Origin of the sequence: Methylopila turkensis (assembly GCF_027922325.1) — a bacterium.
GTDB lineage: Bacteria > Pseudomonadota > Alphaproteobacteria > Rhizobiales > Methylopilaceae > Methylopila > Methylopila turkensis.
This window is the reverse complement of record NZ_BSFL01000002.1, coordinates 59,763-85,046: the sequence shown is the minus strand read 5'-3', so window position 1 is coordinate 85,046 and position 25,284 is coordinate 59,763. Positions and strand designations below refer to the sequence as shown.

Sequence of the window (25,284 nt, the reverse complement as noted above, 5' to 3'; positions counted from 1 at the left end):
GCAAGAGCCGACCCATGACCGCGCCCCTCCGCCCGCGCCCGACGCCGGGCGCCGCCCCATCAGACCCGCCAAAACCCTTCTGGCGGGTGAAGCGGCTCGCCGAGATGACCGCGCCGGAATGGGAGAGCCTGTGCGACGGCTGCGGCCGCTGCTGCCTGCTGAAGCTGCAGGACGAGGACACCGACCGCATCGCCTATGTGGACGTCTCCTGCCGGCTGTTCGACCGGGACACCTGCCGCTGCTCCGATTATCCGCGCCGGGCCGAGAAGGTGCCGGACTGCGTGACGCTGACCCCTGGCGTCGTCGAGCAGATCGGATGGTTGCCTCCGACCTGCGCCTACCGCCTGATCGAGGAGGGCAAGGATCTGCCCTGGTGGCATCCGCTGGTCTCTGGCGACCCGGCGACCGTCCACGCCGCCGGCGTCTCCGTGCGCGGCAAGGTGTTCTGCTCCGAAACCGAAATCGCCGAAGAAGACCTGCAGGACCGCATGGTGAGCTGGCCCGCCAAATGGCCGCGCGGCGCGAAGGGCAGGCGATAGCGAGAGCCTCCCATCCCGTTCCCGCGGGAGGCGCGCTCTAGCATGACGCGCTTCGTTGGCGTAGCAAGACGCCGTCCGCCACGCGCCACGAGTCCGATGACCGCACACGAGCCCGCCATCACGCCCGATCTCGTCGCAGCCCACGGCCTGAAGCCCGACGAGTACGAGCGCATCCTCGCCCTCATCGGCCGCGAGCCGACCTTCACCGAGCTCGGCGTCTTCTCGGCGATGTGGAACGAGCACTGCTCGTACAAGTCCTCCAAGATCTGGCTGAAGACGCTGCCGATCTCCGGCCCGCACGTCATCCAGGGACCCGGCGAGAACGCCGGCGTGGTCGACATCGGCGATGGCGACGCGGTGGTCTTCAAGATGGAGAGCCACAACCACCCGTCGTTCATCGAGCCCTACCAGGGCGCGGCGACCGGCGTCGGCGGCATTCTCCGCGACGTTTTCACCATGGGCGCCCGACCCGTGGCGGCGCTGAACGCGCTGCGCTTCGGCGATCCCCAGCATCCGCGCACGCGCCATCTGGTCTCGGGCGTCGTCGCCGGCGTCGGCGGCTACGGCAACTCCTTCGGCGTGCCGACGGTTGGCGGCCTCGTCGGCTTCCACACCCGCTACGACGGCAACATCCTCGTCAACGCCATGGCGGTCGGCCTCGCCAAGGCCGACGCCATCTTCTACGCCAAGGCGACCGGCGTCGGTCTGCCCGTGGTCTATCTCGGCTCCAAGACCGGGCGCGACGGCATCCACGGGGCGACCATGGCCTCGGCCGAGTTCGACGACGCCTCCGAGGAGAAGCGCCCGACCGTGCAGGTCGGCGATCCCTTCGCCGAGAAACTGCTGCTGGAGGCATGTCTCGAGCTGATGGCCTCGGGCTCGGTGGTCGCGATCCAGGACATGGGCGCGGCGGGCCTCACCTGCTCAGCGGTCGAGATGGGCGCCAAGGGCGACCTCGGCATCCGGCTCGACCTCGAGAACGTGCCCGTGCGCGAAGAGGGCATGACGGCCTACGAGATGATGCTCTCGGAGAGCCAGGAGCGCATGCTCATGGTGCTCCACCCGGAGAAGGAGGAGGTGGCCCGCGCGATTTTCGTGAAGTGGGGCCTCGACTTCGCCGTCGTCGGTCACACGACGGATGATCTGCGCTTCAAGGTCTACCTCAACGGCGAGCTCAAGGCCGACTTGCCGATCAAGGAGTTGGGCGACGAGGCGCCGGAGTACGACCGGCCCCATGTGGAGACCCCGAAGGCGCCTGTCCTCAGTCCGGCGTCGATCGAGGCGCCGGTTCCGACCGGCGAAGCGCTGCTGGCGCTCGTAGGCTCGTCCGAACTGTCCTCCCGCCGCTGGGTGTGGGAGCAGTACGACCACATCATCCTCGGCGACACCGTGCAGAGGCCCGGCGGCGACTCCGCCGTGGTGCGCGTAAACGGCGGTCCTAAGGGCCTCGCCATGACCGCCGACGTGACCCCGCGCTACTGCGAGGCCGACCCGTTCGAGGGCGGCAAGCAGGCGGTCGCGGAAGCCTGGCGCAATCTGACCGCGGTGGGCGCCCGCCCGCTCGCCGTCACCGACAACCTGAACTTCGGCAACCCCGAGAAGCCGGAGATCATGGGTCAGCTCGTCGGCTGCATCAAAGGCATCGGCGAGGCCTGTCGCGCGCTCGACTTCCCCGTCGTGTCCGGCAACGTCTCACTCTACAACGAGACGCAGGGGCGCGCGATCCTGCCGACGCCGACCATCGGCGCCGTGGGCGTGATCGACGACGTGGCGAAGAGCGCCACCATCGCCTTCAAGCGCGACGGCGAGGCGATCCTCGTGATCGGCGACGCGCAGGGCTGGCTGGGCCGCTCCTGCTGGCTGTGGCTGGTCGCCGGCCGCGAGGAGGGCGCACCGCCGCCGGTCGATCTCTCGGCCGAACGGCGCAACGGCGACTTCGTGCGCAGCCTCATCCTGAGCGGCGCCGCCACCGCGGTCCACGACGTCTCCGACGGCGGCTTGCTGCTGGCGGTGGCGGAAATGGCGCTCGCGGGCCGGCTCGGGGCGAAGCTCGACGACGCGCCGGACGGGACGCCCGCTCATGGCTGGTGGTTCGGCGAAGACCAGGGCCGCTACGTCGTCACGGTCGAGGAGAGCAAGGCGTCGCTGGTCATCTCCGCGGGCAGCGAGGCCGGCGTCACCGTGACGCGCATCGGCGCGACCGGCGGCGACCGATTGATTCCGGGCCGCGAAGCCCCCATCCTGTTGAACGAACTGCGGGAGACCCACGAGAGCTGGTTCCCGGCCTTCATGGCCGGCCCGGCCGTCGAGGCCTGAAGCCCCCACGACCAACCCAAGGAGACGACCGACGATGCCGATGGACGCCCGCGAGATCGAAGAGCTGATCCGCGACGCCCTGCCGGACGCGGCGGTGACGATTCGCGACCTCGCCGGCGACGGCGACCATTATGCGGCCGTCGTCGTCTCCGAAGCCTTCCGCGGCAAGAGCCGCGTCCAGCAGCACCAGATCGTGTATCAGGCGCTCAAAGGGCAGATGGGCGGCGCGCTGCACGCCCTCGCGCTGCAGACCAGCGCGCCCGAAGCCTGATGACCGTCATTCGAAAGGCAGACCGCCAATGACCGCCAAGGACCAGATCGCCGAGGCCATCGCCTCCAACGACGTGGTGCTCTTCCTGAAGGGCACGCCGCAGTTCCCGCAGTGCGGGTTCTCCGGCCAGGTCGTGCAGATCCTCGACCACCTCGGCGTGCCCTACGCCGGCGTGAACGTGCTGCAGAGCGACGAGATGCGTCAGGGCATCAAGGAGTTCTCGAACTGGCCGACGATCCCGCAGCTCTACGTCAAGGGCGAGTTCATCGGCGGCTGCGACATCGTCCGCGAGATGTTCCAGGCCGGCGAGCTGCAGAGCCACCTGAAGTCGGCGGGCGTAGCGCTCAAGCAGACCGCGTAAGCGCGTCCGCGCCCAGCGCCGCCGCGTCGCGTCTCGTCGGGCCGGCATGACGTGGCGCCGGCCTTCGCCGGGGCCGTCCGACCATCCGCCGGGCCTCCCGCGGTTTTGACCGCGGAGCGCCTCGACGTCGCCGTGATCGGCCGGCAGATGTACGGCGCGACGCCGCCGTCGCGTATGCTTCAAGGCCGTCCATGCCGCTGATCACCCGCCGCGCCCTGCTCGCCTCGGCGGGCGCAGGCTTTCTCGTCTCCGCCAGCGGCGGCGCTTATGCCGGGCTGATCGAACCGGCGCTGATGCTCGGCGTCACCGAATACGCGTTGACGCCCCCCGGCTGGCCGGCCGACCTGCCTCTCACGATCGCCGTCGTCTCCGACGTGCATGTCTGCGAGCCCTACGTGCCGATGGCCCGGGTCAAGCGCATCGTCGAGACGGTCAACGCGCTGAAGCCCGACCTGATCGTGCATCTCGGCGACCACGAGGCGACGCACCGCTTCGTCTCGGGCCGCGTGCCGCCGCAGGAGTGGGCCGCCGCCTACGCCGACCTCGCCGCCCCGCTCGGCTTCTACACCATCCTCGGCAACCACGACTGGTGGCACAACCACATGAGCATCCGCTCCGCGCTCGACGGCGCGCGTCTGCGGGTGATGGAGAACGACGTCGAACTGATCGAGCACCGCGGCCGGCGCTTCTGGCTCGCGGGTCTCGGCGACCAGCTCGCGCATTGGCTCGGCCGCGGCGGCTTCCGCGGCGAGGACGATCTGGCCGGCACGCTCGCCCGGGTGAAGACCGACGATCCCGTCCTGCTGCTGGCCCATGAGCCGGACATCTTCGTGACCGTGCCGGCGCGGGTCTCGCTCACCCTGTGCGGCCACACTCATGGCGGCCAGGTGCATATCCCCGGCCTCACCAACCCGTTCATCCCCTCCGCCTACCGCGATCGCTTCCGCTACGGCCACATCGTTGAGGAGGGCCGCCACCTCATCGTCTCCGGCGGCATCGGCATGAGCGGCCTGCCCGTGCGTTTCGGCGTGCCGCCGGAGGTCCTGCTGGTGAAGCTCGGTAACGAGCCGGCAATAGCGTAGGGCCGGCGGGAACGGACGAAATCTTTGAGCGGAGAGCCCGCGCGGCTGTTCCTAAGTCAGGGCGGTGATGCGGGTCTCGTGTTGCCGCTGGACCGCGATCTCTGAGCGGCTATTCTCCACCTCCGGATCGGCGGGCAGAGGCGAGAGTTGCCGCTGGACCGCGATCTCTGAGCGGCTATTCTCCGATCTATCAGGACATCGTGCGCCAGGCGGTTGCCGCTGGACCGCGATCTCTGAGCGGCTATTCTGGCATAAAAGATGGAGACGCCGGTCGTAAAGTTGCCGCTGGACCGCGATCTCTGAGCGGCTATTCTGTTGGTCGCGCTTGTGCGACACGGGGAACGTTGCCGCTGGACCGCGATCTCTGAGCGGCTATTCTGGCCCTTGACGAGCGGCACGCGCTCGACGAGTTGCCGCTGGACCGCGATCTCTGAGCGGCTATTCTGCTGGTGCTGGAGAGCCGCGGCGCGGCCGCGTTGCCGCTGGACCGCGATCTCTGAGCGGCTATTCTCGGCGCCAGAAGGCTTCGACCGCCGCGTTTGTTGCCGCTGGACCGCGATCTCTGAGCGGCTATTCTCACGCGGCCGTCGGCGCGGACGATCACGTGGTTGCCGCTGGACCGCGATCTCTGAGCGGCTATTCTTCGTCCCGTCGTCGTAGATGTGGATGCCCTGTTGCCGCTGGACCGCGATCTCTGAGCGGCTATTCTATCCTGAAGACGATCACGCTGGGCGGCTTCGTTGCCGCTGGACCGCGATCTCTGAGCGGCTATTCTCGACAAGACGAAGGCATCGCTGCAGAGCGCGTTGCCGCTGGACCGCGATCTCTGAGCGGCTATTCTCGAGCCCGTGTTTCGGATGTTCGTAACGCCGTTGCCGCTGGACCGCGATCTCTGAGCGGCTATTCTTGACCCCAAATTCGGAGGCTGCTTGCGCGAGTTGCCGCTGGACCGCGATCTCTGAGCGGCTATTCTCGGACCCTTGCGCTTCCGGCTGTTCGGCGGGTTGCCGCTGGACCGCGATCTCTGAGCGGCTATTCTCGATGTCGAACCGCTCAACACCGCGATAAGTTGCCGCTGGACCGCGATCTCTGAGCGGCTATTCTGGATCGGCCTCTATCCCTTTCAAAACAAAGGCGATAGCGGCCGTGTTCGGCTCGACCGCTTCGCGGACATAGCTAGAACAGCGCCAACTGGTCGGGATTTTTGCGCGGGCGGCGCCGGCGCTGGCCGGAGAATCGGACGATGTTTTCATACTGCCGGTCCGTGAAGGTCAGAACGTGCACGTCGCCTCGATCGGGCAGGCTGCGCTCGATGCGGCGCATATAGGCCTCGAACTGCTCCTTGCCGTTGCAGAACCGAGCATAGACCGAGAACTGGCTTTTTTCGAATCCCTCATCGAGCAGGAATTGACGGAACTTGGTCGCGGCTTTCGATTGCGCCTTCGTCGTCACAGGCAGATCGAACATCACGAAGATCCACATGAGACGATAGCCGCTGAGTTGCGAGACCGAGGAGGAAGGAGGGGCGGCGATGGCCTTGCCCGCGCTCATGGCCCGGCGTCCGCTGGCACGGCCGCGGCGCCGAGACGGGCGAGCTCCAGCGGGGAGGGCGGGCGCGGCAGCGCAAGCTCGGCCGCCCGGCCGGTCTCGAAGGCGCGGGCGAGCGACTGCGCGGCGCGTTGGGCGGCGACCGTCACGGTGGTGAGGCCGGCCTCGCCCGGCAGGTCCAGCGCTATCAGCCCGGCGAAGGCGCGCTTGGTTTCTGGCGTCACGTCGGTCGCGCCGCCGGCGACGAGAGCGACGGCGACGAGATCGACCAGCGGGCGAAACGGCTCGATCATGTCGTCGGCGAGCGCGAAGGCGTTGCCGCGGTTGGCGTGGTGCACGCCGATCGAGGGATGCAGGCCGCTCGCCACCAGCGAGCGCGCGAGCAAGGCGCGCATCACCGTATAGCCGTAGTTGAGCAACGAATTGGCGCCGGGCAGGCTGCGGTCGCGCCGGAAGTCGGCTCCCATCAGCGCGGGCCAGTAGCGCCGCGCGGCCTGCGCCTCCACATTGTCGGGATCGCCGGAACGGACGCGGCGCGCCATCAGCTCGAAGGCGCCGGCCTCTGTTCCACGAGCGGCGAGCGCCGCGCCCTGCCAGCGAATTTTGGCCATGACGACCTCGCGCCAGAGCTGCTTGGCGAGCGGCTTCCCCGCGTCCCACTGGGCGCGGATGCGGGCGTTCTGTCCGTGATGGCCGTCGAGCGGCAGGCAGACCGCGACCGGCGCATGGTTCGCGCCGCACAGCACCAGCGGCGCGCCGCGTTCGGCCAGCGCCGCGATCAGGTTGGTGGTCCAGGTCACGCCATGGGCGTGGACGATGACCGCGGCGACGTCGTCGAGCGGCACCCGCCCCACCTCGGCGCGCCCTTCGCAGACGACGAGAAAGCCGCGATAGGCCGAAAGATGGCGGCCGTCGATCGCGATGTCGACGACGCGCTCCATGGCGGCTCGCCCTCAGGGTGTTCGATCTGAGTTATGCAATCATAAAGTGCTTTAAGAGTCCTTTGCGATCTCCGGATGCAGGGCGCGCTTGCGCGTCCGCCGGACCGCGGTGCGGGCGGGAAAGCCGGGATCCGAGACGCGGCCGAGGGCGTCGACACGCACCTGGCGGGCGCGGAGCTTGCGGAGCGCGGTCGCTCCAGTGTCGAGATACTTGAACGGGTCGGACTTGTCGGCGTCGCGGGCCTTGAGCGCTCCGGCTTCGTTGTGATCCGCGAGGAACAGCCGTCCCATCTGGTTGAACTTCACCACGCGCATCAGAACGAGGCCGCTTTCGGTTTCGACAGCGAGCAGGTCGTCCTGGCGCAGGCTCAGCACCTTCTTCGCGGTCGGGTTCTCTGTGCGCAGCGTTGAGCTCCAGCCCGCCTTATGCGCGTCGAACATCGAGATGACTTCGGCCTTCCAAGAACCGTCACTCAACTCCCAGACGTCGTAGCGATAGTTCGAGTCGCCCTTGTAGCCTTTGTAGATGCGACCGTTGCGGTCGCGGATCGGGATCACCGAGAGCGCTTTCATCACCCGCACGCGGCGAATGTTGGGATAGCTGCGGGGGCCTTTCTCCGGGTCGCCGAACGTGCGGATGGCGTCTTCGAAGGCGCGCGCCTCCTTGCCCGCGGTCCAGTCCTTCAGCGCCTGGCGCAGGCCGTCGTCGCGGATCGCCTCGAGATCGGCGGCCTTCTTGAACGACGACAGCGGCGCGCGGTGCACGACGAGCTCACTGCCGCGCGCGTCCTTTTCGCCGGTCAGGCCGTAGGCCGTGTCGTTGTGCAGCCGGCCGGCGGTGGCGTCGCGGCCCTTGGGCAGGCTCGCCTTCGAGACCGTTCCATGGTCGGGCCGGTGGCTCACCACGATCGCGTTGACGGCGCGGCGCAGGTCGTCGCGAAAGCCGTCCCACGGCTCGGGAATGACGATCCTCTCGCGGCCGTCCTTGCCCTCTTCGCCCGAGGCGCGGGCGATCTCCTGCAGCAGGCCGCGGTCGACGACGCCGATCACGGCGGCGTCGATGGCGTGGTGGCGATGGTCCAGACGGTTCTTAGGCTGGTCGGCGCCGCCGCCGAAGTTGTGGTCGGGCAGCAGATCGTTCAGCCCGAGCTTGCGGCGGACCATCTCGGTCAGCCGGCCGGGCGACACCCAGACGTGGGAGCTGCCGTCGCCCTTGTGCGGGTAGAGCGCGGACAAATACTCGCGGGCGAGCCGCGCGAGGTGCTGGGTGTCGGTGAGCTGGCGGGCGATGAAGCCCTTGCCGAACTCGGGATCGTCGCTGTTGAAGCGCTCCATAGCGTTCGGCTCGAAGCGCCAGCGTTTGTTCTTCTGCATGTTGGCGGCGCGGGCGGCGATCGCGTCCCACTCGGCGGCGGCGCCCCATTTCGCTGCGAAGCCGGCGCGCGCGTCGTAGGGCGAGCGGTTGCGCTTCAGCCGGTTGGCCTCGCGCAGGCACACCGTCTTGTTGGCGTTGGAATCGTCCAACGTCTGGGTGAACGGCAGGATGTGGTCCACGTCGACCTCGCCGTTGAACAGCATAGCCGCGCTGATCTGCTGCCCGGAGTAAGGGCACCGACGATCCAGGCAGTTTTCAGGGTTGAGTTCCTCCCAAAGCTTCAGCAGCGCCCGGTTCGCGCCGCTGTTCCGCTGCCCGAGCTCCGCGAGCTTTTTGGCGCGCGCTTCGGCGGCGATGCGATTGTCGTTGTTCTCGCGGTTGCGCTTCCTCTTCTCGTCCTCGTCGAGCTTCAGCTCGCGGGCGAGCTCGATCGCGACCTCCTCCGGCGGCCCGTAGGCGCGGATCAGGGCGTTCACTACCTTCTTCAGCTGGTTCAGGCCGATGTGGACGGTCGGGTTGGTCAGACGCCCGATCCGCAGCGCCTCGTCGGTCTCATTGGGGTCGGAGGTGCCGGGCATGATGTGGCGCTCGAGCGCGACGCCGTAATAGGGCAGGGCTGGGAGGCCGCTCTCGTCGGTGAACACTTCGCCCGTCCGGAAATCGGAATGGTGGCCGAAGCCGGCGCGTTGCACCGCCTCGCTGTAGACGACCACGTCTTTCTCGAGTTCGGCGATCAGCCGCTCGGTCGCCTCCTGTCCAAAGCGCCCGAACCCTTGCGGCAGTCGCGCGCTGCAAACGGCCTTGGCCTGCTCAGGGGAGAGCTTGTGCGTCTCCTGCAGCCAGGCGCGGAGGTCCGCCTCCTGAGCGTCGGTCTCCAACTCGCGGACGCGGGAGACGACCTCCCACTGTTCCGCGGGCGAAAGGTGGGCCCAGACGTTGCCGAAGCGTTTGGCGGCGCCGAACTCGGCGATGATCTCGTCGCCCTTCAGATCGGGGCGGTTGTCGCTTTCCTTGTTGAAGCGCGCGTCCGGATCGAGCTTCAGCGTCGCTCGAAGCGTCCTGAACGTGACCTTTCCGGTCTTCGCGGCCTCAAGCTTCCGCAGCAATTGGTCGCGCTGCTCGAGCGTCAGCGGCTGCGGGTCCTCGCCGACGCGCACCACCATCAGCGCGTTCACCTCCTCCAGCAGGCGCCGCGTCTGGAACAGTGGGTGGGCCTTGGGCAGGCGATCGTCGGTCGGGACCAGCGTGCATCGGCCGATCTTCGGCGCCTTGAGCGGCCGCTGATGGAAGATGATCTCGTAGAGACAGTCGTGCGCCTCCGCCGTCAGCGCGGCGGGATGATGCGGCGCCTGCCGCTCCCAGATCGTCTCGAACTCCTCCTCGACGATCGCGCGGGAGGGATAGAAGTCGTAGCCGTCGGCGGCGGCGTCCCGCAGGCGGGTGCGCACCCAGCCTTCACGGCCGGGCTCTTCGCCAGCCTCTCGCTTTTCCTCGGCGCGCTTCCGGCGCTTGTGCAGGAAATCGCCGAGCGTTTCGGCGCCGTCGTCCTCCATCGCGGCGCGCAGCCGTTCGACGCCGATCGCGATCTTTCCGGCATCCTCGTCCTTGCCACGGTCGGCCTTGCGGTTGGATTTGAAGCCGCGGCGCTGGCCGAGGTGGAACAGCGCGCGCCCGAGATGGAGAGTGGGGAGCTTTTCCGTCAGCGCGGCGGACCGGAGCGCGTAAGGGTCCAGCGTTTCCAGCGCCTTGCGCTCCTCGGCGTCTTCCGGGAACAGACCGAGCCGCGTCAGGTGCTTGAGGAGGGCCGCCTGCCGCTGCTTGAACCGGTCCCGTCGCCGCCGCATGGCGCGGGCGTCGCGCCGGTCGACCGCGAGCGAAGCGCCGGATTTTGGGTCGCGGCCGTCGGAAAAGATGCGGGAGCCGATGGCGACGATGCCGTCTGGCTTCGTCTTCTGGTCCAGCGACAAAGCTATCCAGCCGAGCGAGTTTGTTCCGAGATCGAGCGCTAGCCGCCATCGCATCGCAGACTCCCCTTGTGCCGCCACGCTTTTGGGTTGCATCGTCAAGCGCACTCGCCAGATCGAAAATCTGGCAGACGTCTCTAAGCGAGACTAGGGAATTTCGAAGCGCATGGATCAATTATTTAGTCGAATGCGCGTTCTGCTTGCGTGCGCTGTGGCGCTCCGCGCTGCTGGTCTGCGCTTCCGGGCCATGCTTTGGTGTCCGAAGCCTCCCGAAGCGAGACTAGCTGCCGCTGGACCGTGATCTCTTCGCCCGCTTGACCGCGATCTCTGATCGGTTATCCTTCAGCCTTCAGAGATCGCGGTCTGGCGGTTAACAAGCGTCAGTACGCACCAGATAAGGGCGACGCTCCGGCGTCGCCTTTTTCCATTTCTATCTGTGCAGGCCTGAACTTAGCGCGCCGCTTCCGTGTCGGCGATCGCGTGCGGCTCGACCGCGAAACGGCTGGAGACCTTAGGCGCCTTGGCGGAGGCGCGCTCGCGGCGGGCGGTGTAGAGACCGCTCGCGGCGATGACGGCGCAGCCGACGATCGTCCAGACGTCGGGAACGCGCGCGAACACGATGTAGCTCATCACGCCCGCGAACAGCAGCTGCACGTAGGAGAACGGCGCCAGCGCCGAGGCCGCGGCCTTGCGGAAGGCGAGCACCAGCAGCCCGTGGCCGGCGGTCGACAGCGCGCCCATGGCGACGGCGACCCCGATCTCGTGCGCGTTCGGCGTGCGCCACACGAACGGGACCAGCGCGCTCAGCAGCGCAAGGCCGATCACAGCGGAGCAGACGAGCGTGGTCTCCGGCCGCTCGTCGGCCATCTTGCGCGTCACCACGGCGCCGAGCGCCCAGGACAGCGCCCCGCAGGCCGGCAGGAGCGCCGCGAGCGTGAAGCGGGCGTCGAAGGGCTGCACCACCAGCAGCACGCCGAGGAAGCCCGCCGCCGCCGCGGCCCATCGGCTCGCGCCCACGCGTTCGCCCAGCAGCGGGATCGACAGCGCGGTGATGAACACCGGCGACATGAAGTGGATCGCCGTCGCTTGCGCGACGTCGAGGCTCTTCAGCCCAAGAATGAAGAACAGGGCCGAGCCGGCGACCGCGATGGCGCGCAGCGCCTGAAGGCCGGGGCGCTTCGGCCGCAGCGCGCGGGGACCGCTGACGGCCAACGCGCCGACAAGCATGATGGTCGCGAACACGACGTAGCGCATCCACGCGACCTGAGCGCCGGGAAGCGTCGCCGCGAGGTGCTTCGCCGTCACGTCGCCGGCCGCGAAGAAGGCGGTCGAGGCCACCACCAGCCCGATCGCCAGCGACGTGTTGTCCGCGGAGGGAAGCGGAAGCCGGATGCGGGGCGGAGAAACGACGACGGCCTCGGCGGTTTCGACCGAGGCGATGGAAGGCGGCGGGCTCATGAAGGACGGCTTGGCGGTAGGAGATGCGGACGCGACGTGAGCGTGCACCTTGCCGTGAGTCCTGCGGTCGAAAGATGGCGGCGCGCGACCGTGGCGCGCGGGCCTGATGCGCTGAAAACGCAGAGGCTCCGTTCAGGCTTCCTTCACCCTTTCGTCCCGCGCCTCCGCCCAGGCGGGGGCGGGCCGGGAGGCTTCGATGGCTGAGGCGTTCCTCTCCAGGTCGACGCGTTGCGGCTTCAGCAGCGCCAACCGTCCGCTCGCGGAGACGAAGCGCTGAACGTAGAAATAGGGCTCGCCCATCACGGGCGACGGCGCGGACACGATGCGCAGCGGGCCGCACCGTCCGGTCCAGTCCACGTGGCGGTGGCCGTGGAGGACGACGATCCGCCCGGCGGCGGGCTTGAGCTGGCGAAGGAACCAACTGCCGTTGATCAGCGCCGTGCCGATCCGCTCCGACAGCGAGCGGGTCGCGCGCGGGTATTCGACGGGGTGGTGGTGCAAGGCCACCAGCCAGCACGTCTCCGGCTGCGCCTTCACGATTGCGGCCAGCCTGCGCTCCTGTTCGGCGGGGATCAGGCCGAGCGCGTTGGTGAAGGAGAAATGGGTGTCGGCGTTCGAGTTCAGCAGGATGACGCCGAGGCCGCCGGGGATCTCGGGCGGGAGCGCCATCGGGAAGGCTTCGTCCCACAACGCCCTGATCGCCGAGACGCGCTTGCCGCGGCCGGTCCGCACGAAGCTCGACATCGCGCTGGCGTAAGGCGCGAGCCAGGCGGACAGCGTGCTCTTCGGCCGGCCGGCCGTGTCGGGGACGAACACCCGCTCGCCCTGAAGCCCCGCGAGGATCGCCAGCGCGCGCAGCTGCCTCAGGCGTTTGCCAGGCGAGAACGGCAGGTCGAGCCGCGCCGGGTTCGCCCGGTCCACCACGTTGACGTCGTGATTGCCGGGCAGGAACAGCATCCGGTCCCGGAGCGACGGAGCGAGGGCCTCGAGCGCGACGAGAAACTCCGCCCATTCGGACGAGCGGCCGGCGTCGGTCATGTCGCCCGAGACCAGCACGAGGTCGAGCGGCTCGGCCTCATGGACGCGGGCGAGCGCCTCCATTGTCCGCTCCAGGCGCGCGTTGCCTTGCGGACCGCTGCGGCCGCTTTCGATCCGGAAGCCGAAGCGCTCGCCGACGGTGTGGAGGTCCGACAGATGGGCGACCCGCCACACCTTCGCGTCCGGACCGGGGTCGGGATCGTAGCCGCCGAGGCCGGTCGGCTGGCCCATCGCGGCGTCCGCCGCGCCCCAGGCGAGCGAGCCGCAGGCGACATAGGCCCCGAACAGCACGACGCTGTTCGCAAAGGCGGCGACAAGCAGCGTAAACGGCTCGGCGACGTCTCCCCAGGATCCGATCCAGCGCGAATGCGGCCATGCGGCCCAGGCCGCCGCGCCGGAGACGAGCGACATCAGCAGCGCCGCGGCGATCGCCGTCACCTGTCCGACGCGCTGTCCGTCGCGGCGAAAATAGACCGAGAGGCGCCGTCCGACGAAATGCCTCATGGCTTCGCGGCACAGCACGAAGCTCGGTTGCACCGCGAGCGCGTTCAACGACCAGAAGCTGCGCTCCGCGAGACGGAAGGCTGGCCGGCCGCCAAAGGCCGCCAGCGCGAGCAACCCGGTGAAGGCGAGCATGGGGGCGAGGCCGCTGAAAACGTCAACCGCGTGTCGCGAAAAGGTCGAGAGCCAAGCGGTGACGGCGAGCGGCGCGGCCCCGAGCAGCAGGCACGGCAGCACGATCAGAAGCAGCCAGGACAGGATCAGCTTGGGGAGGCTGACCTCCACCAGGACCCAGGCGGCGAGCGAGGCGAGCGACCACAGCTTGGTGCTGGACGCGTCGTCCTCAATGTCGCCGCGTCTCGGATCTATAAGCAGCGCCATGTCCTTGAGCTATCGCCCGCTGGCGGAGCCGTCCAGCGCCCGCGCCGCGCGGGCCGGGAAATGCCGCGTGGGCGTCTGTTATACTCACATTTTTCGGGGCGGCCCTTGCGGCGCATCCCGTTGTGATGGAAATGAATCCCGTTTCAGCGCTGGCTGGCCTCCGATCATCCGCTGCGCGCCCTAACCGTATCGAACTGCAGGACCGATCGGAACCTTACGATCATGTTGGACGAAGCACGCCGGCTCCGGAGCCTCCGCAGCTACGGCATCCTCGACACCCCGCGCGAATCCGAGTTCGACGAGATCGCCGTTCTGCTTGGAAAGCTGTGCGGGGCGGATTTCGCCGCGATCAACTTCGTCGACAGCGACCGCATCTGGTTCAAGGCGATCGTCGGGCTCAACCTCGAAAACATCTCGATCGCCGACTCGATCTGCCGGCTCAGTCTCGCGAGCGGCGAGATGGTCGTCATCGACGATCTGAACGAGGACGAGCGCACCCAGGACAGCATTTTCGTCAACGGACCGCCCTATCTCCGCTTTTACGCCAACGCCCTGTTGCGTTCCCCGGATGGACTGATCCTTGGGCTGATGTGCGTCGCCAGTCGTGACCCCCGCCCGGGCGGGCTTAACGCGCGCCAGCGCGCCGCGATGAACGCGCTCGCGCGCCGGGTGGAAGCTTTGCTCTGGCTGCGGCGCGCCATCGCGGCCGAGGGGCGCCAAGTCGGCGTTGCTCCCTATGCGCGATCGCGCAGCGAGCTTGCTTGAAGCTCTACGCGATCAGCGACCTCCATCTCGGTTCGACGGAAAATCGGGATGCGCTGGCGGCCATCACGCCACGTCCGGACGATTGGCTGGCGATCGCGGGGGACGTCGGCGAGACGGAGGAGCATCTGCGCTTCGCCCTCGACACCCTCGGCGGAAAGTTCGCCCGGCTCGTCTGGACCCCCGGCAACCACGAACTCTGGAGCTTGCCGCCCGGTTCGTTGCGCGGGCGCGCCCGCTATGAGCGGCTGGTGGAGCTGTGCCGGGCGCATGGAGCCCTTACCCCGGAGGACGACTATCCTCTGGCGGATTTCGGCGGGCGGACGTTTCGGGTCGTCCCGCTGTTCACGCTTTACGACTACAGCTTTCGTCCCGACGACGTCCCATTCGAGCGGGCGGTGGCGTGGGCGCGCGAAGCGGGCGTCCGTTGCGCGGACGAGATCATGCTTGATCCGTCGCCGCATCCGGACCGTCCGAGCTGGTGCCGCGAACGGTGCAATCTAACGGAGCGCAGGCTTGCGGCGGCCTGCGTGGACGGGACGCCCACGGTCCTCATCAATCATTGGCCGCTGCTGGCCGGGCTCGTGCGCGTGCCGCGGGCGCCGCGGTTCTCGCTGTGGTGCGGCACGCGGCGCACCGCGGACTGGCCCCGCCGCTTCCGCGCCGAACTCGTGATCTCGGGTCACCTGCACATGCGTGGGACCACGTTCGTCGAGGGCGTACGCTACGAGGAGGTGTCGCTCGGCTACCCTCAGCAATGGCGCGGACGGATCGCTGCCGATACGCTCCCTCTGCAAGTGTTAGGTTGATCACGTGGAGTGGGATCGATCACGTCAAACAGCTGCTTTTTATTCTGTCTGCAACTGCGTCATTTTGGAACAGATCGAATTCCTTATACGAGATTTAAGATCGGTTTCGCCCCGCTTCGGACCATGTGCCATGTTTACGACCATCAGTTATTGAACAGAGCTTGTGCTTTTGGCGATTGTTGGCATTGTGGGGACACTGCGCTGGAGTTGGGCTGGCGTTTCTGGGTCATCGAAGGTCGGCGCAAATGTCATTTTACTGGACTGAGTTGAACACGCGCTATCCAGACAGCGCGAAATTGTTCTATTCCGCAACCATGGGATGGACCTTCCGCCAGGCTGGCGAAGCGGCGGATTACTGGCTGGTGTTCAAGGACGATAAGGTCGTGGGCGGCCTCTATCACATGCACGACGCGGAGTTCGACGGCGTGCCGGAGCACTGGTTCTCCTACGTCGAGGTTGACGACGTCGACGTCGCCTGCGCGACGGCGGTCGCCGCCGGCGGGAACGTGTTACGCAAGCCCACCTTCATTCCGAACGTCGGCCGTATCGCGATCCTGAGCGATCCCGCGGGCTCGCCGATCGGCTGCATTTCGCCGGAGCGCGAGGCGGCCGAGATCGCGGCTTAAGGCCGTCTGGTCAGCCGCGTCGGACGCGGCGCAGCGTCAGATTGATCCGTCCCTGCTTGCGGAGCAGGGCGGACGTGCCGGGAACGATGCGGTCGACGCCGTGATAGGCCAAGCGGCTGTCGCCGATTAGCGCCATCCCGTCGCCTGAGGCCAGTCGGAAGGAGCGGGTCGGGTCGCCGCGCTTCAGGCCTCCGATGCGAAACACGGCTTCGTCCCCGAGCGACAGCGAAACTACGGGGGCGTCGAGATCCTGCTCGTCGCGATCCTGATGCAAACCCATGCGCGCGCCGGGCTCATACCAGTTCAGAAGGCAGGCGTCCGGGGGAAGCCGGTAGCCGCCGATCTCGTCCCAGGCCGTCAGCAGTCTCTCGGGGATCGGCGGCCATGGCCGGCCCGTGACCGGGTGGGTCGCCTGATAGCGGTAGCCGTCGCGGTCCGACACCCAGCCGAGCGGGCCGAGATTGCTCATCCGCACCGAGAACGGCTTGCCGGTGCGCGGCATGGTCGGCGTGAACAACGGAGCTTCCGCGAGAGCCGCGCGGAGCGCCGCCAGCAGGGCGACCTGTTCGTCGGGGGAGAGATGGCCGGGAGCAAACTTCATGTGAGGTTGAGGCGCGCAGGATTGATCCGTAGAATTACGGAGAGGGATCAGCGTGGGAGGAAACGCGTTTGACCACGTCCGGGGAGACGAAAGCAGGTTGGGGCGCGCTCGCCAAGGGCGCGATCGGCGCCGCGGCCCTCGCGGTCGCCGGGTTCGTCGGGACCGTTTTCACCAACGTGCTGAGCGCGCCGAAGGACACGGTCGCCTACGATCTCGTTCAGTCGATCACCGGCCTCCTCAGGAGCGGAGAGGCGCCGCCGCAAGCCCCCGCTACGCCGGAACGCGCGGCGCCCGCTCCGTCTGATCGCGCCGCGGCCCCACCGCAGGTGGAGCGGAAAGCGGAGGTCGCGTCGCCCGCGCCAAAGGTCGGTCTGCCGTCCGCCGCAGACGTCGCGCCGCCCAAGCCGGCGCTCCCGCCCTCGACGTCCATGTCGGCCGGGCCGCCCCCGTCGACTGGTGACGCACCGGCCGGCTCCATGCTGGACCGCGCGCGTCAGTTGAACGCCGACCTCGAAAAGACACGCGTCAAGACCGCCGCGCTCGCCGCGGGGCGGGTCATGACGCTCGCCGACAGCTCCGAAACGCCGATCTGCGGCAAGACTTGGCGGGTCGCGGTGACGTCGGTCGCGGCTGGTCGCGGCGAAGTCTCTCTGCGCGGCGGCGGCGAGTCAGCGCCCGTGACGCTGTCGATGGGCGCGCCACGGGAGGTCGCCGCCGATTGCCGGGTCGAGCTTCTGCTCGCTTACGAGGATCTGACGACGCGGCGCGCCCAGCTCCGGGAAACCAGGACGCGCTGACCCGCGTCTCGGCTTTGACGGTCGATGTCCCGGAGCGGACAGGACGGGGCCAGCCGCCGCGCGCCCGTCTCCCGGCGCACGCCGCCTTCCCCGTCCCTCACGCCGGCGTCATCGCGCGACTTGCGGCCCTGAAATCGCCTCCTTATATCCCCGCCGACCCCGCGGGGACGCGGGAATTCTTTCGAGGAACCGAGGTGCTGCCGGGCGTTCGCAAGAACCGCCCCGCAGCGGGCCGCTTCGGGGCCGCTTCGGTTCGCTGAACGCTGAATGAGAGGAATGGGACACATGGGCAAGGTCATCGGCATCGACCTCGGAACCACGAACTCCTGCGTCGCCGTGATGGACGGGACGCAGGCTCGCGTCATCGAAAACTCCGAGGGCGCGCGCACGACGCCGTCGATCGTGGCCTTCGCCGATGGCGGAGAGCGGCTCGTCGGCCAGCCTGCGAAGCGCCAGGCGGTGACGAATCCCGACAAGACGATTTTCGCGGTGAAGCGCCTGATCGGCCGCCGCTTCGACGACCCGACCGTCGAGAAGGACAAGAAGCTCGTCCCCTACAAGATCGTGGCCGGCGGCGACGGCGACGCTTGGGTGGAAGTGGACGGCAAGGCCTACTCCCCGGCGCAGATCTCCGCCTTCACGCTGCAGAAGATGAAGGAGACGGCGGAGGCCCATCTCGGCCAGAAGGTCGACCAGGCGGTCATCACCGTTCCGGCCTACTTCAACGACGCCCAGCGTCAGGCCACCAAGGACGCCGGCAAGATCGCCGGCCTTGAGGTGCTGCGCATCATCAACGAGCCGACCGCTGCCGCGCTCGCCTACGGCCTCGACAAGAAGTCCGCGGGCGTCATCGCGGTCTACGACCTTGGCGGCGGCACCTTCGACATCTCGATCCTTGAGATCGGCGACGGCGTGTTCGAGGTGAAGTCCACCAACGGCGACACCTTCCTCGGCGGCGAGGACTTCGACATGCGCCTCGTCGGCTATCTCGCCGACGAGTTCAAGCGCGAGCAGGGCATTGACCTGCGCAACGACAAGCTGGCGCTGCAGCGCCTCAAGGAGGCGGCCGAGAAGGCTAAAATCGAGCTGTCGTCCTCGGCGCAGACCGACGTCAACCTGCCGTACATCACGGCGGACGCGAGCGGCCCGAAGCATCTCACGCTCAAGCTCACCCGCGCCAAGTTCGAGAGCTTGGTCGACGACCTGGTGCAGCGCACCGTCGCGCCGCTCAAGGCCGCGCTCAAGGACGCCGGCCTGTCGGCGGGCCAGATCGACGAGGTCGTTCTGGTCGGCGGCATGACCCGCATGCCGAAGATCCAGGAGACGGTGAAGCAGTTCTTCGGCAAGGAGCCGAACAAGGGCGTCAATCCGGACGAGGTCGTCGCCATCGGCGCCGCGATCCAGGCCGGCGTGCTGCAGGGCGACGTGAAGGACGTGCTGCTGCTCGACGTGACGCCGCTCTCGCTCGGCATCGAGACGCTCGGCGGGGTGTTCACGCGCCTGATCGACCGCAACACCACCATTCCGACGAAGAAGAGCCAGACCTTCTCGACGGCGGAAGACGGCCAGACCGCGGTCACCATCCGCGTGTTCCAGGGCGAGCGCGAAATGGCGGCGGACAATAAGATCCTCGGCCAGTTCGACCTCGTCGGCATCCCGCCCGCGCCGCGCGGCGTGCCGCAGGTCGAAGTGACCTTCGACATCGACGCCAACGGCATCGTCAACGTGTCCGCGAAGGACAAGGCGACGAACAAGGAGCAGCAGATCCGCATTCAGGCCTCGGGCGGCCTGTCGGACGCCGACATCGAGAAGATGGTCAAGGAGGCCGAGGCCAACGCCGAGGCCGACAAGCAGCGCCGCGCGCTGGTCGAGGCCAAGAACCAGGGCGAGGCCCTGATCCACTCGACCGAAAAGACGCTGGCGGATCTGGGCGACAAGGCTCCGGCCGGCGACAAGACGGCGATCGAGGCCGCCGTCGCGGAGCTGCGCGAGACGCTGGGCGGCGAAGACGTCGAGGCCATCAGGGCCAAGACCAATGCGCTGGTTCAGGCCTCCATGAAGCTCGGCGAGGCCATGTACGCGCAGGGCGCGAACGAGGAGGGCGCAGCTTCGGCGGACGCCTCCGCTCAGGCGAAGGACGACGTCGTCGACGCCGACTTCGAAGAGGTCGACGACAAGAAGAAGTCGGCCTGATCAGGCTGACGCCGTCCGTCCCCGGAGAACTGGGGGCGGGCGGCGATCGCCTGCCTGGACCCCGCCAATGATCGCCGATGCGACCGTCGAGCCGCCCTACGGCGCGCACCGCGCGTCCCGCTTCGTCGAAGCGGTGCGGTCGCTCGCCGACGGCGTTCCGGATAATGCGGTCGGCCGCAGACTCGCCTCGCTGCTGAGGCGCGTGTGTTTCGCGGCGAGCGCGGCCCCATACGACGTCGAAGTGTTCCCGACGATCCATGCGCGCCTCCGTCCGGCGACCAACCGGACGGAGAAGCACGTGTTCCTCGCGGCCCATCTCTGGGACGCGGAGGAGCGGCGCGCGCTCGAGACGGCGCTGCTCGCGGCGGACCCGGCGAGGCCCTTCGTCTTCGTCGACGTCGGCGCGAACGCGGGCTTCTATGGTCTCGCACTCGCGTCCGCGGGCAGGCGAGCGGGGCGAAGCGTTTCGGTGCTCGCGATCGAGCCGGACCCCGTCAACCGCGCGCGCCTCGAGGCCAACGTGGCGGCGAGCGGCGCGGACGTGACCGTCGAGCCCGCGGCCGTCGGACGGGTCGCGGGGTTGGCGCGCATGGTCGACGACCCGCGCAATCGCGGCGAGTCGCATCTCACGGAGCCCGGGCATGGCGTCGGCGTCGAGGTCGAGGTGAAGCCGCTCGGCGCGATTTTCGCCGCCCACGGTCTCGCCGTGGTGGACGCCATGAAGGTCGACGTCGAGGGCATGGATTTCGACGTGGTCGCAGGCCTGTTCGAGACCGCGCCGGTCGAGGTCTGGCCGCGCACCCTGGTCGTCGAGGTCGGGCGCTCGGAGGCCGAGGCGGCGCCGATGATCGGCCTGCTGAGGTCGAACGGCTACGAGATCGCGGCGCGCACCCGGCTCAACGTCGTTGCGGCGCGTTTCGGGCAGGTTTGACGGTCTGCGCGAAGATCATAATCCGCCCGGACCGTCCTTAGGCATGGTCTGGCGGCATGTTCATCACGGTCGACGCCGTCGTTCTTGCGGGTCGACCCTGTTCACTTTATCTGACCGTGCGGTCGGGCGCGGTCCAAAGCTGGTGACGGAATGTCAAAACGCGACTTCTACGAGATTCTCGAGGTGGAGCGGACTGCGACCGACGCCGAACTGAAGGCCGCGTTCCGCAAGTCGGCGATGAAATGGCATCCGGACCGCAATCCCGGCGACGCGGCCGCCGAGGCCAGGTTCAAGGAGCTTAACGCGGCCTATGACTGCCTGAAGGACCCGCAGAAGCGCGCGGCCTACGATCGCTTCGGCCACGCCGCCTTCGAGCAGGGCGGCTTCGGCGGCGGGGGCGGCGCCGGCGGCGCCGACATGTCGGACTTCATGTCCGACATCTTCGATTCGTTCTTCGGCGGCGGCGGCGGCCGCGCGCGGTCGTCCGGCGGGCGCGAGCGCGGCGCGGACCTGCGCTACAACATGGAGATCACGCTCGACGACGCGTTCTCCGGCAAGACCGCGCAGATCCGTATTCCCACCAGCATCACCTGCGAGGTCTGCTCCGGCACGGGCGCCAAGGCCGGCTCCAAGCCGCGCCAGTGCCCGACCTGCGGCGGCGCCGGCAAGGTGCGCGCGAGCCAGGGCTTCTTCCTGATGGAGCGGACCTGCCCGGGTTGCGGCGGGCGCGGCGAGATCATCGACGACCCCTGCGGCGCCTGCCAGGGCGCGGGCCGCGTCACCCGCGAACGCACGCTCGAGGTCGCGATCCCCGCGGGCGTCGAGGACGGAACGCGCATCCGCCTGGGCGGCGAGGGAGAGGCCGGGACCCGGGGCGGACCGGCCGGCGATCTCTACATCTTCCTGTCGATCGAACCGCACCCGCTGTTCCAGCGCGATGGCGCCGACCTCTACTGCCGCGCGCCGATCCCGATGACCACGGCCGCCCTTGGCGGTTCGTTCGAGGCCCCGACCATCGACGGCGGCCGGACGCGCGTTAAGATCCCCGAAGGGACGCAGTCGGGCATGCAGTTCCGGCTGAAGGGCAAGGGCATGCCGGTGCTGCGGTCCAAGGAGTTCGGCGACATGTACATTCAGGCGGTCGTGGAGATTCCCCAGAAGCTGACGCGCCGCCAACGCGAGTTGCTGGAATCGTTCGCGGCCGAATCCTCCGAGGCCAACCATCCGGAATCGAGCGGCTTTTTCTCGCGGGTGAAGGAGTTTTTCGGAGGAGCGTGACGTCGTGGCTCTTGTCACACCGTCGCGATACTGACCATCGTAACGTCCGGATTGTGCTCTTCGCGTCGTAACGGAGCTTCCCTGTATGCTTGAGCCCGCAAGGCGCAACGAACGCCGCCTCGGCGCCCGCACGAAGGGCATCGATCTCGCGGACGAGGCGCGCTTTCTCAAATCGTGGTTCGACAAGCCGCTCGTCACCGGAGCCGTGAGCCCGTCGGGCAAGGCGTTGGCGCGAATGATGGCGCGCTACGTGGACCCGACGGAAGACGGGCTGGTGCTCGAGATTGGCCCCGGCACCGGACCCGTTACGGAGGCGCTGATCCAGCGCGGCGTGCCTGCCGAGCGGCTGGTGCTGATCGAGTTCAACGCGGAGTTCGTGCCGCTGCTCCAGAAGCGTTTTCCGGGCGCGAAGGTGGTGCAGGGCGACGCCTATTCCGCCGCCGAAACTCTTTCCGGCCGGATCGACTCGCCGCTGATCGCCACCGTCTCCAGCCTGCCGCTGCTGACAAAGCCCGTGCGCCAGCGGGTCGCGTTGCTCGATCAGTGCTTCGACATGTCCCGTCCGGGCGCGCCCTTCATCCAGTTCACATATGGCGTCGCGCCGCCGATACCCCGCGAGGCGATCGGCTCAGTCTCCACCGTCGGCTCCCCGCGCGTTTGGCTCAACCTGCCGCCGGCCCGCGTCTGGATCTACCGTCGCCCGATTTGAAGGCGGGAATCCGCGGCGCAAGTTGCGAGGACGCGCGCTCCTGACTATCCATTCTGCGCAAGGGCGCGCGCAGGCCGCGCGTTCGCCCAACGACGGAACGCCATGGCCAATCCTAAAATCGTCGTCGTCGCCGGCTCGATCCGTTCGGGGTCGCTCAACGAGAAGCTCGCCGCGCTCGCGGCCCGGTCGTTGCGCGACGCCGGAGCCGACGTGACCCACATCTCGCTGAAGGACTACCCGCTGCCGATCTACGACGGCGATCTGCAGAGCCAGTCGGGCGTTCCCGAAGCGGCGAAGCGGCTGGTCGATCTGTTCGTGGCCCAGCAGGGGGCCTTTGTCGCGAGCCCCGAATACAACGCAAGCTTCTCTCCATTGCTGAAGAACGCGTTCGACTGGATGTCGCGCGTGAACATTGAGGGACGGCCGCCGCTGCCGGCCTTCAAGACCAAGGTCTTCGCGCTCGGCGCGGTGTCGGGCGGCGCCATGGGCGGCTACCGTGGCCTGACTCAACTCCGCGCGATGATGGAGCTCGGCCTCGGCGCCCTGGTGCTTCCGGAAATGGCGGCGGTCGGCGGCGGCGCCGACGCGTTCACGCCCGAGGGCGGCCTCGCCAATGCGCGCACGGCCGATTTTCTGGAGGCGCTGGTGGGGCGCCTCGTCGCGCAGGCGGGGCAGGTGGCGTGACGCAGGACGACGCGCGCGACCGGCTTATCGTCGGGCTTGATCTTGCGACTGTCGAAGAGGCCGAGGCCATGGTCGCCCGGCTCGGCGATGCCGTCCAGTTCTACAAGGTCGGCTTCGAGCTGGCGCTGGCCGGCGGCCTCGTGCTCGCCGAACGGCTCGCCGGCTCGGGCAAGAAGGTGTTCGTCGACCTGAAGCTGCACGACATCGGCGCGACGGTCGAGAAGGCGACGCGGCAGGTCGCGAAGCTGGGCGCGACCTATCTGACGGTGCACGCCTACCCGCAGACGCTGAAGGCGGCGGCGGAAGGGCGCGGTGCAAGCGGCCTCAAAGTGCTGGGCGTGACCGTGCTGACCTCCTGGGACGCGGGGGACGTCAGAGAGGCGGGCTTCAGCGAGACGCCTGAGCAGCTTGTGGCGCGCCGCGCGCGCCATGCGCTTGAGGCGGGCGTCGACGGCGTGATCTGCGCGCCGACCGATCTTCCGGTGATCCGCTCGGTCGCGCCGCGGCCGTTCCATGCGGTGACGCCAGGCGTGCGCCCCGCGGGATCGGCGGCCGGCGACCAGAAGCGCATCGCGACGCCGGCGGATGCGATCCGCAACGGGGCCGACCGGCTGGTTGTGGCGCGGCCGATCCTGTCGGCGCCCGATCCCCGCGCCGCGGCCGAAGCGATCATCGCCGAGATCGCGGCGGCCTGACGCGCCAAACGCAGCGCCGACCCAATCGCCGCAGACGCGCTCCGGGCGGAGCGCGCTCATGAACTGTTGGCGTTAACACTCGCTAAACGAATGCCTTGCGCCTTTCGTCCAGTTCGCGCAGTTAGATGGAACGCTTGCGGGTTTTCACGTAGTTAATGCGCGCGGGCGAAGCGTGGGGACGCTTATGACGGCAGCAGAGACGGGACGCAGCGTCTTCGTGGTCGACGACGACGAAACCATCCGCGACGTGCTGTCCGCCGTGTTCAAGGCCGATGGTTACGCGGTCGAGGAGTTTGGCGACGGCGCCGCCTTCCTGTCACGCGCGACGGTTGAAACGCCGTCCTGCCTGCTTCTCGACGTGATGATGCCCGTGGTCTCCGGCCTCGAGGTGCTCAAGGCGCTGAACCAACGCGGCTACGGCGCGCCGGTGATCATGATCTCCGGCTCGGCCGACATTCCCATGGCGGTCGACGCGATCCGGCACGGGGCGCTGGACTTCATCGAGAAGCCCTTCGATCCCGCCACCATCGTGCGCCGGGTGAACGAGGCGCTTGCGGGCGCGACGGCGCGGGCGGAGGCGCGGCAGGACGGCGTGGCGGCGGGCTTCTCGGGCAATTCCGCGCTGACCCCGCGCGAGAAGGAGGTGCTCTCCCTGATCGCCGGCGGCCAATCCAACAAGGAAGCGGGCAGGGCGCTCGGCATCAGCCCCCGCACCATCGAGGTGCACAGGGCGCGGATCATGGAGAAGATCGGCGCCCGGAACGCCGCCGACCTCGTGCGCATCGTGATGTCCGCGGGTTAAATGTCAGCCAATATTGTCGCGACGATCGAGCAACTCGAGGCGATCTACGGCGCGCCCGCCGAACCGTCGCTCGTCAAGCAGGTCGCGCGGCTCACGCCCGAGTACCGCGCGATCATCGAGGCCTCGCCCTTCGCCGCGCTCGCGACCTCGGGACCGGAAGGACTCGACTGCTCGCCGCGGGGCGACGGCCGCGGCTTCGTCAGGATCGCGGACGACCGGACGCTGATCCTGCCGGACCGGAAGGGCAACAACCGCATCGACTCGTTGCGCAACGTGCTCCGCGACCCGCGCGTCGCGCTGCTGTTCCTCGTCCCCGGCGCCGGCGTGACGCTGCGCGTCAACGGCCGGGCGGAGATCTCGGTCGACCCCGATCTTCTCGCCTCTTTCGCCGTCGACGGCGCCGCGCCGCGCACGGCGCTCGTGATCGCCGTCGAGGCGGTCTATTTCCAGTGCGCGCGGGCGGTCATCCGGTCGAAACTGTGGGACCCCGCCGGCTTTGTGGCGCCGGGCGACATCCCGACGCCCGGACGCATCCTCGCCGCGATCACGGACGTCCGCATCGACGGCGAGGCCTATGACCGCGCATGGCCCGCGAAGGCTGCGACGACCCTGTGGTGACTGC

23 protein-coding genes and 1 CRISPR repeat array are annotated in these 25,284 nt (G+C 68.4%); of the genes, 17 read left to right on the top strand and 6 right to left on the bottom strand.

Going from position 1 to position 25,284, the window contains the following annotated elements; translation table 11 throughout:
* The first annotated feature begins 14 nt into the window (after positions 1-14).
* The 5 genes from PKE78_RS07025 to PKE78_RS07005 all read left to right on the top strand — a co-directional run bounded on the left by PKE78_RS07025 (position 15) and on the right by PKE78_RS07005 (position 4,569).
* Positions 15-539: a YcgN family cysteine cluster protein gene (locus PKE78_RS07025; protein ID WP_271200167.1), complete on the top strand. Its 525-nt coding sequence runs from the start codon at positions 15-17 to the stop codon at positions 537-539.
* 96 nt (positions 540-635) lie between these two features.
* Entirely contained in the window at positions 636-2,855 is a 2,220-nt protein-coding gene (gene purL / locus PKE78_RS07020; RefSeq protein WP_271200166.1) for a phosphoribosylformylglycinamidine synthase subunit PurL, read from the top strand.
* A 34-nt stretch (positions 2,856-2,889) separates the two neighbouring features.
* Positions 2,890-3,126: a BolA family protein gene (locus PKE78_RS07015; RefSeq protein WP_271200165.1), complete on the top strand. Its 237-nt coding sequence runs from the start codon at positions 2,890-2,892 to the stop codon at positions 3,124-3,126.
* Positions 3,127-3,154: 28 nt separating this feature from the next.
* Positions 3,155-3,487: a Grx4 family monothiol glutaredoxin gene (gene grxD, locus PKE78_RS07010; RefSeq protein WP_271200164.1), complete on the top strand. Its 333-nt coding sequence runs from the start codon at positions 3,155-3,157 to the stop codon at positions 3,485-3,487.
* 191 nt (positions 3,488-3,678) lie between these two features.
* Positions 3,679-4,569, top strand: a complete 891-nt coding sequence (locus PKE78_RS07005) for a metallophosphoesterase (protein ID WP_271200163.1) — start codon at positions 3,679-3,681, stop codon at positions 4,567-4,569.
* An 80-nt stretch (positions 4,570-4,649) separates the two neighbouring features.
* A CRISPR array of direct repeats spans positions 4,650-5,673; the repeat unit is 36 nt; unit sequence GTTGCCGCTGGACCGCGATCTCTGAGCGGCTATTCT.
* Positions 5,674-5,745: 72 nt separating this feature from the next.
* Here the strand turns inward: PKE78_RS07005 and cas2 are convergent.
* The 5 genes from cas2 to PKE78_RS06980 form a co-directional block, all read right to left on the bottom strand.
* The gene (cas2, locus tag PKE78_RS07000) at positions 5,746-6,120 is read right to left on the bottom strand and encodes a CRISPR-associated endonuclease Cas2 (RefSeq protein ID WP_271200162.1); all 375 of its coding nucleotides are present in this window, start codon (positions 6,118-6,120) and stop codon (positions 5,746-5,748) included.
* Positions 6,117-7,058, bottom strand: coding sequence for a type II CRISPR-associated endonuclease Cas1 (gene cas1 / locus PKE78_RS06995; RefSeq protein ID WP_271200161.1), 942 nt, complete (start codon positions 7,056-7,058; stop codon positions 6,117-6,119). Before cas1 ends, cas2 begins: the two co-directional genes overlap by 4 nt.
* 51 nt (positions 7,059-7,109) lie before the next feature.
* Positions 7,110-10,454 carry a type II CRISPR RNA-guided endonuclease Cas9 gene (gene cas9, locus PKE78_RS06990; protein ID WP_271200160.1) on the bottom strand — a complete coding sequence of 1,115 codons (3,345 nt, stop codon included), beginning with the start codon at positions 10,452-10,454 and terminating at the stop codon, positions 7,110-7,112.
* A 393-nt stretch (positions 10,455-10,847) separates the two neighbouring features.
* Positions 10,848-11,855 (bottom strand): DMT family transporter, encoded by a 1,008-nt coding sequence (locus PKE78_RS06985; RefSeq protein WP_271200159.1) that lies wholly within the window; start codon positions 11,853-11,855, stop codon positions 10,848-10,850.
* A gap of 132 nt (positions 11,856-11,987) precedes the next feature.
* Entirely contained in the window at positions 11,988-13,775 is a 1,788-nt protein-coding gene (locus tag PKE78_RS06980) for a metallophosphoesterase family protein (RefSeq protein WP_271200158.1), read from the bottom strand.
* Between the two features lie 222 nt (positions 13,776-13,997).
* Here PKE78_RS06980 and PKE78_RS06975 point away from each other — a divergent pair, with 222 nt between their 5' ends.
* The 3 genes from PKE78_RS06975 to PKE78_RS06965 all read left to right on the top strand — a co-directional run bounded on the left by PKE78_RS06975 (position 13,998) and on the right by PKE78_RS06965 (position 15,972).
* On the top strand, positions 13,998-14,540 hold the full coding sequence (locus PKE78_RS06975) for a GAF domain-containing protein (protein WP_271200157.1): 543 nt from the start codon (positions 13,998-14,000) through the stop codon (positions 14,538-14,540).
* On the top strand, positions 14,537-15,346 hold the full coding sequence (locus PKE78_RS06970) for a metallophosphoesterase family protein (protein WP_271200156.1): 810 nt from the start codon (positions 14,537-14,539) through the stop codon (positions 15,344-15,346). Before PKE78_RS06975 ends, PKE78_RS06970 begins: the two co-directional genes overlap by 4 nt.
* Positions 15,347-15,591: 245 nt before the next feature.
* The gene (locus tag PKE78_RS06965; protein ID WP_271200155.1) at positions 15,592-15,972 is read left to right on the top strand and encodes a VOC family protein; all 381 of its coding nucleotides are present in this window, start codon (positions 15,592-15,594) and stop codon (positions 15,970-15,972) included.
* Positions 15,973-15,982: 10 nt separating this feature from the next.
* Here the strand turns inward: PKE78_RS06965 and PKE78_RS06960 are convergent, their stop codons facing one another.
* Positions 15,983-16,573 (bottom strand): alpha-ketoglutarate-dependent dioxygenase AlkB, encoded by a 591-nt coding sequence (locus PKE78_RS06960; protein ID WP_271200154.1) that lies wholly within the window; start codon positions 16,571-16,573, stop codon positions 15,983-15,985.
* A gap of 68 nt (positions 16,574-16,641) precedes the next feature.
* Here PKE78_RS06960 and PKE78_RS06955 point away from each other — a divergent pair, with 68 nt between their 5' ends.
* The 9 genes from PKE78_RS06955 (at position 16,642) to PKE78_RS06915 (ending at position 25,280) form a co-directional block, all read left to right on the top strand.
* On the top strand, positions 16,642-17,370 hold the full coding sequence (locus tag PKE78_RS06955; protein WP_271200153.1) for a hypothetical protein: 729 nt from the start codon (positions 16,642-16,644) through the stop codon (positions 17,368-17,370).
* 285 nt (positions 17,371-17,655) lie between these two features.
* Positions 17,656-19,563, top strand: coding sequence for a molecular chaperone DnaK (gene dnaK, locus PKE78_RS06950; protein ID WP_271200152.1), 1,908 nt, complete (start codon positions 17,656-17,658; stop codon positions 19,561-19,563).
* 67 nt (positions 19,564-19,630) lie between these two features.
* Entirely contained in the window at positions 19,631-20,494 is an 864-nt protein-coding gene (locus PKE78_RS06945) for an FkbM family methyltransferase (protein WP_271200151.1), read from the top strand.
* A 150-nt stretch (positions 20,495-20,644) separates the two neighbouring features.
* On the top strand, positions 20,645-21,772 hold the full coding sequence (gene dnaJ, locus PKE78_RS06940; protein WP_271200150.1) for a molecular chaperone DnaJ: 1,128 nt from the start codon (positions 20,645-20,647) through the stop codon (positions 21,770-21,772).
* An 85-nt stretch (positions 21,773-21,857) separates the two neighbouring features.
* A complete protein-coding gene (locus tag PKE78_RS06935) occupies positions 21,858-22,481 on the top strand; it encodes a class I SAM-dependent methyltransferase (RefSeq protein WP_271200149.1) in 624 nt (207 codons plus the stop codon).
* 102 nt (positions 22,482-22,583) lie between these two features.
* Positions 22,584-23,165: an NADPH-dependent FMN reductase gene (locus PKE78_RS06930; protein WP_271200148.1), complete on the top strand. Its 582-nt coding sequence runs from the start codon at positions 22,584-22,586 to the stop codon at positions 23,163-23,165.
* Positions 23,162-23,860: an orotidine-5'-phosphate decarboxylase gene (gene pyrF, locus PKE78_RS06925; RefSeq protein ID WP_271200147.1), complete on the top strand. Its 699-nt coding sequence runs from the start codon at positions 23,162-23,164 to the stop codon at positions 23,858-23,860. Before PKE78_RS06930 ends, pyrF begins: the two co-directional genes overlap by 4 nt.
* A gap of 184 nt (positions 23,861-24,044) precedes the next feature.
* Positions 24,045-24,662 (top strand): response regulator transcription factor, encoded by a 618-nt coding sequence (locus PKE78_RS06920; RefSeq protein WP_271200146.1) that lies wholly within the window; start codon positions 24,045-24,047, stop codon positions 24,660-24,662.
* Positions 24,663-25,280 (top strand): pyridoxamine 5'-phosphate oxidase family protein, encoded by a 618-nt coding sequence (locus PKE78_RS06915; RefSeq protein WP_271200145.1) that lies wholly within the window; start codon positions 24,663-24,665, stop codon positions 25,278-25,280.
* Positions 25,281-25,284 lie beyond the last annotated feature (4 nt).

Coding starts and splice junctions, on each gene's coding strand:
- PKE78_RS07025 (WP_271200167.1), top strand. CDS start 15: ATGACCGCGCCCCTCCGCCCGCGCCCGACGCCGGGCGCCGCCCCATCA.
- purL (WP_271200166.1), top strand. CDS start 636: ATGACCGCACACGAGCCCGCCATCACGCCCGATCTCGTCGCAGCCCAC.
- PKE78_RS07015 (WP_271200165.1), top strand. CDS start 2,890: ATGCCGATGGACGCCCGCGAGATCGAAGAGCTGATCCGCGACGCCCTG.
- grxD (WP_271200164.1), top strand. CDS start 3,155: ATGACCGCCAAGGACCAGATCGCCGAGGCCATCGCCTCCAACGACGTG.
- PKE78_RS07005 (WP_271200163.1), top strand. CDS start 3,679: ATGCCGCTGATCACCCGCCGCGCCCTGCTCGCCTCGGCGGGCGCAGGC.
- cas2 (WP_271200162.1), bottom strand. CDS start 6,120: ATGAGCGCGGGCAAGGCCATCGCCGCCCCTCCTTCCTCCTCGGTCTCG.
- cas1 (WP_271200161.1), bottom strand. CDS start 7,058: ATGGAGCGCGTCGTCGACATCGCGATCGACGGCCGCCATCTTTCGGCC.
- cas9 (WP_271200160.1), bottom strand. CDS start 10,454: ATGCGATGGCGGCTAGCGCTCGATCTCGGAACAAACTCGCTCGGCTGG.
- PKE78_RS06985 (WP_271200159.1), bottom strand. CDS start 11,855: ATGAGCCCGCCGCCTTCCATCGCCTCGGTCGAAACCGCCGAGGCCGTC.
- PKE78_RS06980 (WP_271200158.1), bottom strand. CDS start 13,775: ATGGCGCTGCTTATAGATCCGAGACGCGGCGACATTGAGGACGACGCG.
- PKE78_RS06975 (WP_271200157.1), top strand. CDS start 13,998: ATGTTGGACGAAGCACGCCGGCTCCGGAGCCTCCGCAGCTACGGCATC.
- PKE78_RS06965 (WP_271200155.1), top strand. CDS start 15,592: ATGTCATTTTACTGGACTGAGTTGAACACGCGCTATCCAGACAGCGCG.
- PKE78_RS06960 (WP_271200154.1), bottom strand. CDS start 16,573: ATGAAGTTTGCTCCCGGCCATCTCTCCCCCGACGAACAGGTCGCCCTG.
- dnaK (WP_271200152.1), top strand. CDS start 17,656: ATGGGCAAGGTCATCGGCATCGACCTCGGAACCACGAACTCCTGCGTC.
- PKE78_RS06945 (WP_271200151.1), top strand. CDS start 19,631: ATGATCGCCGATGCGACCGTCGAGCCGCCCTACGGCGCGCACCGCGCG.
- dnaJ (WP_271200150.1), top strand. CDS start 20,645: ATGTCAAAACGCGACTTCTACGAGATTCTCGAGGTGGAGCGGACTGCG.
- PKE78_RS06935 (WP_271200149.1), top strand. CDS start 21,858: ATGCTTGAGCCCGCAAGGCGCAACGAACGCCGCCTCGGCGCCCGCACG.
- PKE78_RS06930 (WP_271200148.1), top strand. CDS start 22,584: ATGGCCAATCCTAAAATCGTCGTCGTCGCCGGCTCGATCCGTTCGGGG.
- PKE78_RS06920 (WP_271200146.1), top strand. CDS start 24,045: ATGACGGCAGCAGAGACGGGACGCAGCGTCTTCGTGGTCGACGACGAC.
- PKE78_RS06915 (WP_271200145.1), top strand. CDS start 24,663: ATGTCAGCCAATATTGTCGCGACGATCGAGCAACTCGAGGCGATCTAC.